Here is a 13,995-nt window from a genome sequence, read left to right as displayed (position 1 = left end):
CCCTAGGCCGGCCAGATGCCGGATGTGCCGCGGCGATGGGAGCCTACTAGGTGGGCGTCAACCATCCCGATGGCCGTCATCAGGGAGAAACACGTCACTGGGCCGACGAACTTGAAGCCGGCCTTCTTCAAAGCCTTGGACATGTCCAAGGCTTCTTGCGTGTATTTTGGAATATCCTCTTCGCTTTCCGGCGCAATCGTGTCAGCTGGCAGGAAGCTCCAGATGAATTCATCGAGCCCGCCTGTCTCCCGCAAGGCCACCGTGGCCTTCGCGTTGTTAAGCACCGCGTTGATTTTCAAGCGGTTGCGGATGATCCCCGCATTGTTCATGAGGCGCTCGACTTCTTCCTCCCCGAAGCTGGCCAGAAGGTCTGCATCAAAACCCACAAAGGCAGCGCGGAAGGCTTCGCGCTTGCGCAGCACTAGTTCCCAGCTCAACCCGGCCTGGAAACCTTCCAGGCAGAGGCGTTCCAGCAGGGCGGATTCCTCATGGACGGGCATGCCCCATTCGGTGTCGTAATACTCTTGGAGAAGCGGGGAGGTCATTGCCCAGGCGGGGCGGCCAAGCCCCGCGGAGTCATAAACAAGTCTCGTATCGTTTGCCATCTGTGTACTAGTCATGCCTTTTTAGACTGCAGAATCGGTTCATTGGTTCCCCACGGCTCTCACGGGCTCGTGCCGCAGAGCGTGGCCTCGTGCTCCAACAGCATCTGCTTCGCGGCTGCGCCCCCACGATAGGAACCGAGGCTGCCGCTTGCAGGAACGACGCGGTGGCACGGCACCACGATGGGAAGCGGGTTCGTAGCACAGGCGCTTCCAGCAGCGCGGGCGGCCTGCGCACTACCGGCGGCAGCAGCGAGGCGCGAATAGGTCCAGCGCTCGCCGAACGGGATAGCGCGCAGCGCACGTTGCGCGCGGTCGCGGAAGGTGTGCGGGGATGCGGGGACGTCGAGAAGCAGCTCAAAGTCCCTGCGCGTGCCCGCAAAGTATTCGGTGATCTGCTGGGCAGCGGCGACGAGGGCGTCGGCCCCCGCAACACCAGCGCCCGCAGTACTGGGGTGTCGGGCGCTGGTAGGGCCATCGGGAAAGCGTTGCAGACCGCTGAAATCCGGGGATTCACCGGGGAAATACACCCTTGACAAACCCCGCAAAGAGGCGACTAGGAGAAGACGGCCGAGCGGAGTGTCCAGCGAGGTCCACATGTGCATGGTAGGAGGGGAGTCCTTTCGGAGGGAGGTGGCCATCCAGGGTAGTCTATGAACCATGAATAGACCCGCCGTACGCGATGCCGCGCTGCTCATCTTCCGCGCGGTGCTGGGAGTTATCTTCGTCGCGCACGGTGTGGACAAGATGTTCTTTAGCGGCATGGACGAGGTAACCGGTCAATTCTCCGCATGGGGAGTTCCGCAACCGCAGACCTCGGCGTACTTGGCTGCCTTCGCAGAAATGCTGGGCGGGGCGGCCCTCGTAGTCGGCCTGCTCACCACCTTTGTGGCAGGGGCATTGGCGCTGCTTATGGCCTGTGCGTTGTACTTCGTACATATGGGCAATGGCCTCTTCGCCGCCGATGGTGGCATCGAGTACCCGCTGGTGCTCATCGTGTCGCTGCTCATGATCGTTGTCTTCGGCTCCGGCCGGGCGAGTGTGGATGGGGTGTTGAGCCGTGCTGACGCATGAGCAGGTGCAAGCGGCGATCTCCGCGCAGCTCGATGGGGAAGCCCCGCAGCTGGCGCCTGATGTCATTGACGCGCATGTCTCCGGCTGCCCGGAGTGCGCCGCCTTTCGGGAGAAGGCGGCGGCCTTGTCTCGCTCACTGAGCCTCGTGGAACCTGAGGGCCTGCCGCCGCAGGACTTGTCGGAAGTCATCCTGGCCGGCGTGGAGCCGGAGTGGCAGCGGGCCTCCAGCGCGCGGCAGGCATCGCTCACGCTGGCTCGGGTAGCTCTCGGAGTGTTGGCCGTGGCGTTTCTGATCTGGGCGATCGTGGTCGTCGTCAGTGCTTCCGGCTTGACCACCCTGGGCAGTGAAGGAACCCTCGCGGAAGGGGCCGACCCGGAGCGCGCACACCTTCTGATGGAGGCTGCGGCGCTGCGCTTCGGCCTGGCGAGCGGTTTAGTTTTTGCCGCCTGGCGCCCAGCCTCAGCGCCTGGATTGCTGCCGGTGGTCTGCACTATATTCGCGTTCTTGTGCGGCTTTACCATGCGCGACTTTGCCTTGGGCAGCGTTGTCGCGGAGCAGGTTTATATCCTCATCGGCACCGGTCTCGCAACGGCCAGCCTGGGGTGGGCGTGGGCGGCCGACCGGGGCTTCTTGCTACGGGACGTGTATAGGACGTTGTCCGCTAACCCGCGCTAAGCCTTAAAGGCCACGTCTAAGAGGCCGAGCCTAAGGGCCCAAGCCTAAGCGGCTTGGGCCAGGGGGTAGGGCCAGGGGTTTAGGTCCAGGACGGTAGCCACATCATGGAGTGATACCAAGAATCCGGGATGAGGTAGCCGTAGAGAATCGGGGAGAAGTAGGCAAACATTGCCACGACGAGCGCGGCGTAGCACACGGTAAGGAAGGTGCCCAGCGGCATCGCGGCCCCAAAAAGCTCCGTGAGCCAGCGCCATTGCAGAACCCGTCCACGTCCAATCATTTGCCCCAAGGCCAGGGAGATCAACACGATGACGAAAGGGATGAACGCCGTGGCGTAGAAGAAGTACATCTGTCGGTCAAAGACCATGAGCCAGGGCAGGAAACCCGCCGCGGCACCCACAAGCGGGATGAGGAAGGCGCGGTTGCGTCGCACGAGCAAGGACCACAGTCCCCACAGCACCGCCGGGATGACCAGCCACCAAATGACCGGGGTACCAAAGAGGTACAGCATCCTGCGGCAGGATCCGCCGTCCCCGCAAGAGATGTCCGTGGAGGAGTAGTAGAGGATGGGGCGTGCGGCCACCAGCCAAGCCCATGGCTTGGAGTCCCAGGGGTGGCTGTGGCCACCTGAGGAGGTCAAGGAGGCGTGGAACTCCAGCACAGAGGAGTGGTAGTAGAACCAACCGGCAAGAGGCTCGGGGAGGTGGAGCAACCAAGAGCCATCCTCGATCGTGCCGTCAACCTTCGCGTGGCGGTAGACGGCGGTCTCATCGGCAAACCAAGCGCGCCAAGACCACGCATACAGGGCTACGGGGACCGCAACGAGTGAGGCCAGGGCTGCTGGGGTATCGCGTACCAGCGTGCCCACGATGTAGCGGCGTACGCCATACAAGCGGCGCAGAGCGAGATCCGAGAAAACGCTCATGAGACCGAAGAACATGATGTAGTACAGGCCTGACCACTTCACGGCCAGCGTTAGCCCCAGGAAAACGCCGGCAGTAAAACGCCACCACCGGAAACCAAATCTGGGGCCGAAGTCGGAGTCCCCCATCGTGCCTGACAGGAAGGCGGCGTGCAGGCGCTCGCGCATCTGCTGGTGATCCCGCGCCAAGGCCCAGGCAGCGGCGACGATGAAGAAGACCTGGAAGATGTCAAGCATTCCGAACTTGGAGGCCACGAGCAGCACGCCGTCGCACACGGCGAGCAGGCCGGCGAGGAAGCCCACCTGCCAGGAACCGGACAAGCGGCGTGCCAGCGCCATGGTGAGTAGCACGGTGCCCACGCCAAAGAGCGCGGCCATGGCCCGCCAGCCCAGTGGGGTGTAGCCGAAGATGGCCTCCGATATCGCGACAATCTGCTTGGCCAGCGGTGGGTGCACAACCAGGCCGTAGCCCGGGTTGGACTCGATGCCGCCGAGGAAGAGGTTGTGCCAGCTGGTGACCATGTCCCATGCCTGCGGCACGTAATGCTTCTCGTCGAAGACGGGAGTTCCCTCGGAGACCGGTGCGGTGAGACCTGCAAACCGCGTGATGAATGCCAGCACAGCGATGATAGCGGTGCTGATCGTGTCGGCCTTGGTCCAGGTGTAGTGCCGGGGAGCAGGGGGAGCTGGCCGGGTATGGATGCCGCGGGCGGCGGGGACGCGCGCGCGGCTGGTGTGGCCAGATCGATCAGTAGGGATAGCGATACTCACGCGGAAGAGTCTAGCGTGCGTGTGCCATGCTGGGGGTATGAGTCTTCAGCTTGAACCCCTGCCGCGTGGAGTCATCCTGGCCGCCACGCCGCTGGGAAATCCCGGTGATGCTTCTGCCCGATTGATGCAGGCGTTGGGCCACGCGGATGTGATCGCTGCGGAGGACACCCGCCGCGTTCGTAACCTGGCCCAGGCGCTGGGGGTAGAGATCCGCGGCAAGGTGGTTTCCAATTTCGACCACAACGAAGAGGAGCGCTCGCGCGCGCTCGTCAACGCTGCCCGGACGGGCACGGTTCTCGTGGTGTCGGATGCTGGCATGCCGCTGGTCTCCGATCCTGGGCACTCCATCGTCACCGCTGCGGTGGAAGCGGATGTGCCTGTGACCTGTTTTCCGGGGCCCTCGGCGGTGCCGACTGCGCTTGCACTTTCCGGACTGGGGGTGGGGCATTTCCTCTTCGATGCCTTCCCGCCGCGCAAGCCCGGACCGCGTAAAGCCTGGCTGGAGTCCCTCGTGGGGGAGCGTCGTGCCATTGCTTTCTTTGAATCCCCGCACCGTCTAGCGCAGACGCTTGGCGACGCCTCAGCGATCCTCGGCGCGGAGCGCCGCGCTGCGGTCTGTCGCGAGCTAACGAAGACCTATGAGGAAATCAAGCGTGGCACCTTGGGCGAGCTTGCCGAGTGGGCGCAGGAGTATGCGCGGGGTGAAATCACCGTCGTCATCGAGGGCGGGGATGCCGCACCCGTGTCGTTGGAGACCCTCGTGGAGCAGGTCCGTGCGGAGGTTGAGCGGGGCGTGCGGGCCAAGGATGCCTGCAAGCAGGCAGCAGCGGGAACCGAGTGGTCCAACCGCGAACTCTATGATGCATACCTCGCCGCGCGCGGCTGAGCTTTAACAATAAATTCTGGTGATGCCCGTCTCTTTTGGGCCAATCGTTATGGCATCGTTATGTGACCCGGCGTGGCCGCGGCATGCGCGGTAGGGATGCCATACCTCGGAAATGCCTCCGAACAAGCTGGCAAGCTGCACAGTTGCGGTACAGATTCGGCAGCTGCGGTGGAATAGCGGTCGTTCAAAGAAGCTCGTGAGAGACGCTTTAGGAACGCTATATGCCCGAAATGCATGTGGTGAATAGTCTTTTTGTTTCCGTTTTAGTTTGACTAGTTGATGAGACAGCACCAAGGTCGGGAGGTATGACAGACTCGACGAATGCAGACAATGTAAAGGATACGGGGGTGTCTTCGGCTGTGCCCCAAGGCGAGAGCTCGCCGGCCGCGGTAGAGGAATACCGCACCGTCGACGAGCGCCTCGAGGCTTCCTCGGCCACGAGCCAGCTTCAGGATATGCTCACCAACAAGGCGTTCAATCCTGAGGCGGCTCCCGCGCCAGTGGAGGAGGAAGAGGACGAGAAATTTGGCCCAGGCGGCATTGATTCACCGATCGACTGGACCATTGTGGGAATCGCCGGCCTGCTCGTTGCCGCCTTTGTGGCATGGGGCTTGGCCGCTCCAGAGAGCTTTGCCTCCTTCTCCAGCAATGCTCTGAGCTTCGTGGTGAATAACTTTGGCTGGGCCTATGTGCTCTTCGGGACCATTTTTGTGGTTTTCGTTATCTGCGTTGCGGCCTCGAAGTTCGGCACCATTCGTTTGGGCAAGATTAACGAGGAACCGGAATTCTCCACGGTCTCTTGGATTGCGATGATGTTCGCTGCCGGCATGGGCATCGGCTTGATGTTCTATGGTGCTTCCGAGCCGCTCAACTACTTTAAGAACGGCGTTCCGGGCCATGGTGAGAATGAGGTAGGAACCTCAATGGCCACGGCCATGTTCCACTGGACCCTGCACCCATGGGCCGTGTACGCCATCGTGGGGCTTGCCATCGCTTATTCCACCTTCCGCATCGGCCGTAAGCAGCTGCTGAGCCAGGCCTTCGTGCCGCTCATTGGCCAGCGCGCCGCCGACGGATTCGCAGGCAAGATCATTGATATCTTGGCCATCTTCGCCACCGTCTTTGGCACCGCTTGTTCGCTGGGCCTAGGCGCGATGCAGATTCAGGCAGGCCTGGAAGCCTCCGGACTCGTGGAGAATCCGACTCAGAACGTCGTCATTGGCATCGTTCTCGTGCTGACTCTGGCCTTTATCTTGTCCGCCATGTCTGGTGTGGGCAAGGGTATTCAGTACCTCTCTAACACCAATATGGTCTTGGCGGCTCTGCTGGCCATCTTCGTGTTCGTCTTCGGCCCAACCGTGTCGATTTTGAACCAGATCCCAGGCTCCATTGGTAACTACCTGGCGAACTTCACCGAGATGATCGCTCGTACCGCTGAGTCCGATAATGGAACTGCCGGTGAGTGGCTATCTACCTGGACCATTTTCTACTGGGCTTGGTGGGTTTCCTGGTCGCCGTTCGTGGGCATGTTCCTCGCCCGCATTTCGCGCGGCCGTTCCGTCCGCGAGTTCTGCATCGGTGTGCTTCTCGTCCCGGCTGGTGTCTCCACCGTGTGGTTTGCCATCTTCGGCGGTACCGCCATCCACATGGAGCAGAACGGCAACTCCATCTCCGGTGAGTCTGCCGAGCAGGAGCTGTTCAACCTGCTGCAGAACCTCCCCGGTGGTTTCATCGCGGGCATCGTCGCCGCCCTGCTCCTGGCCACGTTCTTCATTACGTCGGCCGACTCGGCGTCGACAGTCATGGGCTCGATGTCCCAGTCTGGCGCTACCACCGCTAAGCCGTGGCTATCCGCCGCCTGGGGTGTGCTCACCGCAGCCGTTGGCCTGACCCTGTTGCTGTCCAGCGAGGACTCCCTGTCGAACCTGCAGAACGTCACCATCGTGGCGGCGCTGCCATTCCTTTTCATCCTTGTCGGCCTCATGTTCGCTATTTACAAGGACTTGAGCAACGACGTGATTTACCGCGAGTACCGCGAGTCCCAGGCCTTCCAGCGCAAGATGGCGCGTGAGCGTCGCCTGCACCGCGAGTTCCAGCGCGAACAGGCCTACAAGGCCCGCCGCCGCCAGCACAGCCAGAAGAACTAGTTCTGGCGCGAGCATTTCTCTCATACACCCCCTCACTGCATTGCCGGTGAGGGGGTGTTCGATAGAGTAGGGGCCATGACTGAGACAGTTGTCGTTAATGTTGCTTGGCCCTATGCCAACGGACCCCGCCACATCGGACACGTGGCGGGTTTCGGTGTTCCTTCCGACGTGTTCGCCCGTTTCCAGCGAATGCGTGGCAACGACGTCCTCATGGTTTCCGGTACTGACGAGCATGGCACCCCGTTGCTCGTGCAGGCGGATAAGGAAGGCGTGACGGTTCGTGAATTGGCGGATCGCTACAACCGCCAGATTGTCACCGACCTGGCTGGGCTCGGCCTGTCTTATGACCTCTTTACCCGCACCACCACTCGCAACCACTACGCGGTGGTGCAGGAGCTGTTCAAGGGGCTGTACGAGAACGGCTACATGATTAAGGAGACCACCCAGGGCGCCATTTCGCCGTCCACGGGCCGTACCTTGCCTGACCGCTATATCGAGGGAACCTGTCCGCTGTGTGGTGCCGATGGCGCGCGCGGTGACCAGTGCGATAACTGCGGCAACCAACTCGATCCGGTAGATCTCATCAACCCGGTGTCCAAGATCAACGGCGAAACCCCGAAGTTCATCGATACCGAGCACTTCCTGCTGGATCTTCCTGCGGTCAAGGACGTCCTCGAAGAGTGGCTGAAGACGCGCGAGGACTGGCGTCCCAACGTTCTCAAGTTCTCCCTCAACCTGCTGGAGGATATGCGCCCGCGCACCATGACCCGTGACATCGACTGGGGCATTCCCATTCCGGTCGAAGGCTGGGAGGATAACGGCGCGAAGAAGCTCTACGTGTGGTTCGACGCGGTGATTGGTTACCTGTCTTCCTCCATCGAGTGGGCCCACCGCACCGGCAACCCGGAGGCTTGGAAGGACTACTGGCAGAACCCGCAGGCACGCCACTACTACTTCCAAGGCAAGGACAACATCACCTTTCACTCCCAGATCTGGCCAGCAGAGCTCTTGGGCTACGCGGGCAAGGGCTCCAAGGGCGGTGAGCTGCACACCTACGGTGAGCTCAACCTGCCCACGGAGATTGTGTCTTCGGAATACCTGACCATGTCCGGCTCCAAGTTCTCCTCCTCCAAGGGCGTCGTTATCTACGTCAAGGACTTCCTCGAGGAGTTCGGCCCAGACGCACTGCGCTACTTCATCGCCGTTGCCGGCCCAGAAAACAATGACACTGACTTCACCTGGGATGAGTTCGTGCGCCGTATCAACAACGAGCTTGCCAACGGCTGGGGCAACCTGGTCAACCGCACCGTGTCGATGGCCCACAAGAACTTCGGCGAGGTCCCGGCCCCGGCCGCGCTGGAGCAGGCAGACAAGGACATCCTGGCACTGGCGGAGGAGACCTTCACCACCGCCGCGAATTTCCTCGAGCAGTCCAAGTTCAAGCAGGCCATGACCGCCATCATGCACGTCGTCGGCGAGGCCAATGCCTATGTCGCGGCGATGGAGCCGTGGAAGCTGGCCAAGGATGAAACCCAGCGCGAGCGTCTGGCCACCGTGCTGTGGACCGCACTGCAGGTGGTCTCCGACTGCAACGTAATGTTGACCCCGTTCTTGCCCTTCACCGCACAGAAGGTGCACGAGACCCTGGGACGTGAGGGCGTCTGGGCCGCACAGCCGCGCATTGAAGACGTGGTGGATGATATGCCGGTCGAACTCGTTGGCGTAGACCTCCCGCCGGAGAATCACCCGTACCCGATCATCACCGGTGACTACGCGGCGCAGCAGGCTGCGTGGAAGCGTGTCGACATTACGCCGGGTACAACGCTGCAGAAGCCGAAGCCGCTGGTGGCTAAGCTCGACCCGGAGCTTGGTGAGACCGGCCCGGAGTGGGCCCCGGTTCAGAAGTAAAGGCGTGGGCTCGGCGTTTCGGCGCTCCCTGGCGCCCGTCCTACTCTTTGTTGTTGTCTGCCTGACCGCGCTGAACCTACGGACGGGCATCGCGTCGGTGGCGCCGGTGCTGGGGCAAATCCAAGATTTCTTTGAAATCAGCTCCGGCCAGGCGGGTTTGCTTACCGCACTTCCGGGGCTGTGCTTCGCGGCCATGGGTTTGGCCGCCGTGCCCATTGCTCGGCGGGGCGGGCTCAGCCGTACCTTGGCCGGCGGCACGCTGGCCCTAGTGGTGGGCCTGGCGCTGCGTCCGTGGGTGAGCAGCTTCCCGCTGTTTATTGCGTTGACCCTGGGCGTTGTCGGCGGCATCGCTCTAGCCAACGTTCTGCTTCCCGCGTGGATCAAGCAACATGGTTCGGGCCGCACGCTGGTGGCGTTGATGACCACCTACACCACGATGCTGGGCGTATCCAGCGCCCTTGGCCCGCTGTCCGCGGTGATGCAAAGCACGTGGCAAGGTGCGCTGTGGATCTGGTGCCTGCCCGCCATCGCGCAGCTGGTGGCGTGGATAGTGGTTCTGCCGCAGGCTGGCAAGGACGTCGCCCACGGGGCGATCGACGGTGCCGGCGCGCCAAAGCCCATGTACACTTCGCCCACGGCGGTGGCCATGCTCTTTTTCTTCGGGCTGCAGTCCTCCATGGCCTATGTCCAAATGGGTTGGCTGCCGCGCATGCTGGTAGAGAAGGGCGTGAGTGAGGATACCGCCAGTGTGGCACTTGCTGTCATCGGTGTCTTTAACATCGCCGGCGGCGTGATCATGCCCTGGCTAATTTCTCGCCTGGACCGCCTAACACCCGTACCGATTGTGCTGGCGCTGTGCACCTGTGCTGGGTGGGGTGGGGTCCTTGTGGCTGCCGACGTCGCCCCGCTCGCCTGGGCCTGCATGATGGGGATCGGCGGTATGTGCTTCCCACTGGCTCTGGCATTGCTCACCGCCCGCACTCGGAGTGCGCTGACGACCGCACGACTCTCCGGTTTTGTGCAGCCGGGCGGCTACATCTTGGCGGGGCTGTTGCCGCTTTTCGTGGGCGTTGTGCGCGGCGCTACCGGTAACTGGACGGCCGTCCTGATTGCGCTGATGGTGCTCAGCCTTTGCATGCTGATGGCGGGTTTGCGCGCGACCAGGCGGGTCTACATTGATGACGAGCTCGCTGCCTAGCAGGTCCCCAACGGTATACTTCTGGGTAGACCACTTTAGGGCCAGAGGAGGTTGAGATCGTTGACTACCACTAAAAAGCTCCCCCCAGTGCACCCAGGTGAAATCCTGATGGAAGATTTTCTTAAGGAAATGGGGATTACCCAGCACAAGCTCGCTGTTTCGATAGGGGTCCCGCCTCGACGTATTAACGAAATCGTCCACGGAAAGCGGGCTATTACCGCCGATACGGCTCTTCGCCTTGCCAAGTTTTTTGGAATGTCCCCACAGTTCTGGCTGGGGTTGCAGACCCATTACGACTTGGATGTCGCAGAGGACAAAATTCTTGCCGAGCTGGACGATATTGTGCCGCTTCAGGCAGCGCCGGCTTAACGCGTTTGCCGTCTGTGACCGCGTAGCGCAGGGTGAGTTGCTCAAGCCGAAGTCGCCGTTGTTGCCAAAGTTTCTCGCCTCGCCGCGGGATCTGGCCAGATCTTTGGCAACAATGGCAGTGCCGTCACTGGTGGTGGGGCGGCTGGCACGCGCCTCCCTGAGTTAGTGGCCATCAAACCGCTTTAGGAGCGGTCGAAGTCGCGCTGCAGGTGCACCAGCCCGAGGCGCACGCCGTCCTTGGTGTGGATATTGGGCATGCGGCCGGTTTCCACGAACCCGAACTTCTTGTGCAGGGCAATGGAGGACTCGTTGGTGTCCACGATGTAGGTAATCATCGTCTCCACGTAGTCATTTTCCTTCGCGTGGTCCATGAGCGTGTCCATGAGCTCGCTGCCCACGCCCTTGCCCCGTGCGGACTCCGCAATATAGATGGAATCCTCCGCCGTGCCGTAGTAGATAGCTGGGGTGACAAACTGGAAGTAGGCGGCCCAGCCAATGATTTCGTCATCGTCCACCGCCACATAGACGGGAAAACCTTCCTCCTCCATCTGTGCGAGCCACTTTTCGCGGTCCTCGACGGACTCCTGCCACGTGACTAGGTTGGTGGCCGGCTTCGCGGCGGAGGCGGCATTATAGATGGCGGCGATTGCGGGGGCGTCGGCAAGCTCTGCGGGACGTACGTGCATGATGTTCCTTAAACCATGAGTTGCAAGTGGGTGAGGTCTATCCAGCGCCCAGCTTTGCGGCTGACTTCTTTTAACGTTCCTACAGTGGCAAAGCCGAACTTCTCATGCAACTTGATGGATGCGACGTTGTCCGCCACGATGAGTGCCAGCAGCGTATGGACCTGCTCCGCCTCGCGGGCATGCTGAACGACTGCATCGAGCAAGCGCGTGCCTACCCCGCGGCCGTGGGCGGTGGGATCAACGTAGATCGTCGTCTCGTAGCAGCCCAGCCACACCTTAGGATCGTGGTAGGGGCGGTAGAGTGCCCAGCCTAAGTACGCGCCATCGTCATCGAAAGCCACGAAACAAGGACAGTCTTCGCGGCGCAGCTGGTGGAGATACTCGGTGCGCTCTTCCACTGTGGCGGGTTCGCTGCGAAAGATGAAGTGGGTCTCCCGGATGGCCCAGTTCAAGGTGGCGGTCATTGCGGGGACGTCGGCGTCCGTCGCTTCACGGATTATCATGCGCGCAAGACTACACTCGCAGCCATGTCTAAGAAGAAGCCACGCCCCATGCCCGTTCCCGCCGAAGGTTTGAGCCAGCTTATCGACGCCCACACGCACCTCGCCTCTTGCCGCGACGCTGACGCCGACCTCGTTGAGCGTGCCCGTGCCGCAGGTGTTGAGCGCATCGTCACCGTGGGCGATGGCCTAGCGGAGGCGGAGAAGGCTTTGGCCGCGGCGCAGGAATTCGACAACGTGTACGCGGCCTGCGCTATTCATCCCACCAAGGCGCATGAACTCGACGAGGCCGCCCGTGCGCGCTTGAGCGAGATGGCTGCGGACCCGAGCTGCGTGGCCATCGGGGAAACAGGACTGGATACCTACTGGATTCACCACGAGCCGGAGCGCACCGCACCCCTTGAGGTTCAGGAGGAAGCGCTGCGCTGGCACGCCGAGTTGGCGGCGAAGGTGGGTAAGACGCTGATGATCCACAACCGCGAGGCCGATGAGGAGCTTATGCGCGTGCTGGGGGAGTGCGCTGAGGCGCCGAAAGTCATGCTGCACTGTTTCTCCTCGCCACTTGATGTGGCCAAGGAGGCTCTGGAGCGTGGCTACGTTTTGTCCTTCGCTGGCAACGTGACGTTCAAGCGCAACGAGGAGATGCGTCAAGCCGCAGCGCTCGCGCCAGCCGGGCAGCTGCTCATTGAAACGGACGCGCCGTACATGACCCCGGAGCCCTTCCGTGGTGCGCGTAATGAACCTTCGTTGATTGGTCATACGTACCGCTGCGTGGCGCAGGCGCGCGGCCAAGAAGTGGAGGACTTGGCCGCAGAGGTGGCCGAAACCTTCGCCAAGGTCTTCGGAGTGTGATGATCTTCACTCAAAGCAAAGGTGCTGCTCAACGGTGGCGCGCGTGTTTGGTGTGACGAGTGTGTTGCCAGTGGTGGCGGCGTGGGAGAACGTCTCGATCGTTACGCTCTGTTACCGTATCGTTATCCAAAGTTAGTCCGGCCTTGATGTTGCCGGCTGGCGTGCACTTGCACGCCACGTCAGGTGCTGAGGAGAGTGCAAAGGCCTCTCTGGGCACGAAGCAACGCAGAGACGAGTAAAGGTTTATGTCCCCGAAGAAGCAGATCAAGCGAATCAACAACTCCCGCTCCCTGCCGCTGCGCATGGCCACCGGCGGTGTGCTCGGCACGTTGGCTGTGGGTGGTGTCGTTGCCGTCGGTTCTCAGAAGGACATCACGCTCGACATCAACGGTGAGACCACCCAGCTGGCTACCTTCGCCGGCGATGTTAACGCGGCTCTCGAGGCTGCAGGTGTGAGCGTTGGCGGGGAGGACGTTGTCTACCCGGCGCTGTCTGAGCAGGTCTCCGATGGTGACTCGATTACCGTTCGCACCGCCAAGCCGGTTGCGGTGACCATCGATGGCGTGGAGACGAAGATGTCCTCCACTGACCTCACTGTGTCTGACCTGCTGGGCGGACTCGACGGCATCGTCCCGGGCGCTGCTATCACCTCCGGTTCCAAGACCGTCGAGGATGATGAGGTTCTGACTGAGGGAATGAACCTTGAGGTGGTATCCCCGAAGATCATTAAGCTCTCTGACGGTGGCTCTGTGTCCTACGCCAGCGTTGCGGCTAAGACCGTGGAGGACGTACTGGAAGCCCGCGGTATCACCGTGGGCAAGGATGACCGTGTGTCGCCGGACCTCGACACTCCCGTCAAGGCCGGCACGGCCATCACCGTGGACCGCGTGGACATCTCCGAAGAGGAGAAGACGGAGGACTTCGACGCACCAGCTACCTACGTTGATGACCCGGAGCTGGAAGAAGGCACTGAGGAAGTCCGCGAGGAGGGCACCCCAGGTTCGCGCACCGTGACCCGCAAGATTGTGAAGGTCAACGGTGCAGAAGAGTCCAACGACATCATCAAGGAAGACGTGCGCACCGAGGCCGTCGCCGCAGTCATCGCGCGCGGTACCAAGCCGAAGTCCACCGCACCGGCCGTTGCTGAGGGCTCCGTATGGGATGCCTTGGCACAGTGTGAGGCCACCGGTAACTGGTCCATCAACACCGGTAACGGTTTCTCCGGCGGCCTGCAGTTCACCCCGTCGACCTGGGCTGCCTTTGGCGGCACCGAGTACGCCCCGCAGGCCTGGCAGGCCTCCCGCGAGCAGCAGATTGCGGTGGCCCAGAAGGTTCAGGCCGCACAGGGCTGGGGCGCATGGCCCGCCTGCACCTCGAAGCTCGGCCTGCGCTAAAGCTTCAGCG

At 61.9% G+C, this 13,995-nt stretch carries 14 protein-coding genes; 9 read left to right on the top strand and 5 right to left on the bottom strand.

All coding sequences use genetic code 11. The features are described from left to right. Positions 1-2: 2 nt before the first annotated feature. Both HMPREF3009_RS10845 and HMPREF3009_RS10840 read right to left on the bottom strand, forming a co-directional pair. Complete coding sequence (locus tag HMPREF3009_RS10845; protein ID WP_080975044.1) at positions 3-620, bottom strand: DNA-3-methyladenine glycosylase I; 618 nt, start codon at positions 618-620, stop codon at positions 3-5. A 44-nt stretch (positions 621-664) separates the two neighbouring features. Beyond that, entirely contained in the window at positions 665-1,243 is a 579-nt protein-coding gene (locus HMPREF3009_RS10840) for a methylated-DNA--[protein]-cysteine S-methyltransferase (protein ID WP_343205878.1), read from the bottom strand. Between the two features lie 19 nt (positions 1,244-1,262). Here HMPREF3009_RS10840 and HMPREF3009_RS10835 point away from each other — a divergent pair, with 19 nt between their 5' ends. Together HMPREF3009_RS10835 and HMPREF3009_RS10830 are read left to right on the top strand one after the other, a co-directional pair. Further along, complete coding sequence (locus tag HMPREF3009_RS10835) at positions 1,263-1,676, top strand: DoxX family protein (RefSeq protein WP_046646952.1); 414 nt, start codon at positions 1,263-1,265, stop codon at positions 1,674-1,676. Then, a complete protein-coding gene (locus tag HMPREF3009_RS10830) occupies positions 1,663-2,352 on the top strand; it encodes a zf-HC2 domain-containing protein (RefSeq protein WP_046646951.1) in 690 nt (229 codons plus the stop codon). The genes HMPREF3009_RS10835 and HMPREF3009_RS10830 overlap by 14 nt, the downstream gene beginning before the upstream one ends. 79 nt (positions 2,353-2,431) lie before the next feature. Here HMPREF3009_RS10830 and HMPREF3009_RS10825 read toward each other — a convergent pair whose 3' ends face one another. After that, entirely contained in the window at positions 2,432-3,976 is a 1,545-nt protein-coding gene (locus tag HMPREF3009_RS10825; protein ID WP_232761113.1) for a dolichyl-phosphate-mannose--protein mannosyltransferase, read from the bottom strand. A 106-nt stretch (positions 3,977-4,082) separates the two neighbouring features. Between HMPREF3009_RS10825 and rsmI the strand changes: the two genes are divergently transcribed. The 5 genes from rsmI (at position 4,083) to HMPREF3009_RS10800 (ending at position 10,553) form a co-directional block, all read left to right on the top strand. Beyond that, positions 4,083-4,931, top strand: a complete 849-nt coding sequence (rsmI, locus tag HMPREF3009_RS10820) for a 16S rRNA (cytidine(1402)-2'-O)-methyltransferase (protein ID WP_049154218.1) — start codon at positions 4,083-4,085, stop codon at positions 4,929-4,931. A gap of 305 nt (positions 4,932-5,236) precedes the next feature. Next, a complete protein-coding gene (locus HMPREF3009_RS10815; protein ID WP_070681886.1) occupies positions 5,237-7,078 on the top strand; it encodes a BCCT family transporter in 1,842 nt (613 codons plus the stop codon). 75 nt (positions 7,079-7,153) lie between these two features. Beyond that, the gene (gene metG, locus HMPREF3009_RS10810; RefSeq protein WP_049154222.1) at positions 7,154-8,986 is read left to right on the top strand and encodes a methionine--tRNA ligase; all 1,833 of its coding nucleotides are present in this window, start codon (positions 7,154-7,156) and stop codon (positions 8,984-8,986) included. A 4-nt stretch (positions 8,987-8,990) separates the two neighbouring features. After that, positions 8,991-10,184, top strand: a complete 1,194-nt coding sequence (locus HMPREF3009_RS10805) for an MFS transporter (RefSeq protein WP_049154223.1) — start codon at positions 8,991-8,993, stop codon at positions 10,182-10,184. Between the two features lie 60 nt (positions 10,185-10,244). Then, positions 10,245-10,553: a HigA family addiction module antitoxin gene (locus tag HMPREF3009_RS10800; RefSeq protein WP_080975045.1), complete on the top strand. Its 309-nt coding sequence runs from the start codon at positions 10,245-10,247 to the stop codon at positions 10,551-10,553. 182 nt (positions 10,554-10,735) lie between these two features. Here HMPREF3009_RS10800 and HMPREF3009_RS10795 read toward each other — a convergent pair whose 3' ends face one another. Both HMPREF3009_RS10795 and HMPREF3009_RS10790 read right to left on the bottom strand, forming a co-directional pair. Beyond that, entirely contained in the window at positions 10,736-11,239 is a 504-nt protein-coding gene (locus HMPREF3009_RS10795; protein ID WP_046646944.1) for a GNAT family N-acetyltransferase, read from the bottom strand. 8 nt (positions 11,240-11,247) lie between these two features. Next, positions 11,248-11,742, bottom strand: coding sequence for a GNAT family N-acetyltransferase (locus HMPREF3009_RS10790; protein ID WP_083312742.1), 495 nt, complete (start codon positions 11,740-11,742; stop codon positions 11,248-11,250). A gap of 24 nt (positions 11,743-11,766) precedes the next feature. Between HMPREF3009_RS10790 and HMPREF3009_RS10785 the strand changes: the two genes are divergently transcribed. Both HMPREF3009_RS10785 and HMPREF3009_RS10780 read left to right on the top strand, forming a co-directional pair. Next, positions 11,767-12,591, top strand: a complete 825-nt coding sequence (locus tag HMPREF3009_RS10785) for a TatD family hydrolase (RefSeq protein ID WP_070681880.1) — start codon at positions 11,767-11,769, stop codon at positions 12,589-12,591. Between the two features lie 245 nt (positions 12,592-12,836). Next, a complete protein-coding gene (locus tag HMPREF3009_RS10780) occupies positions 12,837-13,985 on the top strand; it encodes a resuscitation-promoting factor (RefSeq protein ID WP_070681877.1) in 1,149 nt (382 codons plus the stop codon). Positions 13,986-13,995: the final 10 nt, after the last annotated feature.

The sequence above is a fragment of the Corynebacterium sp. HMSC034H07 genome, from assembly GCF_001815175.1.
GTDB lineage: Bacteria > Actinomycetota > Actinomycetes > Mycobacteriales > Mycobacteriaceae > Corynebacterium > Corynebacterium hiratae.
Note: the sequence above shows the minus strand (reverse complement) of the source record. Positions and strands in the feature narration are given on the sequence as shown.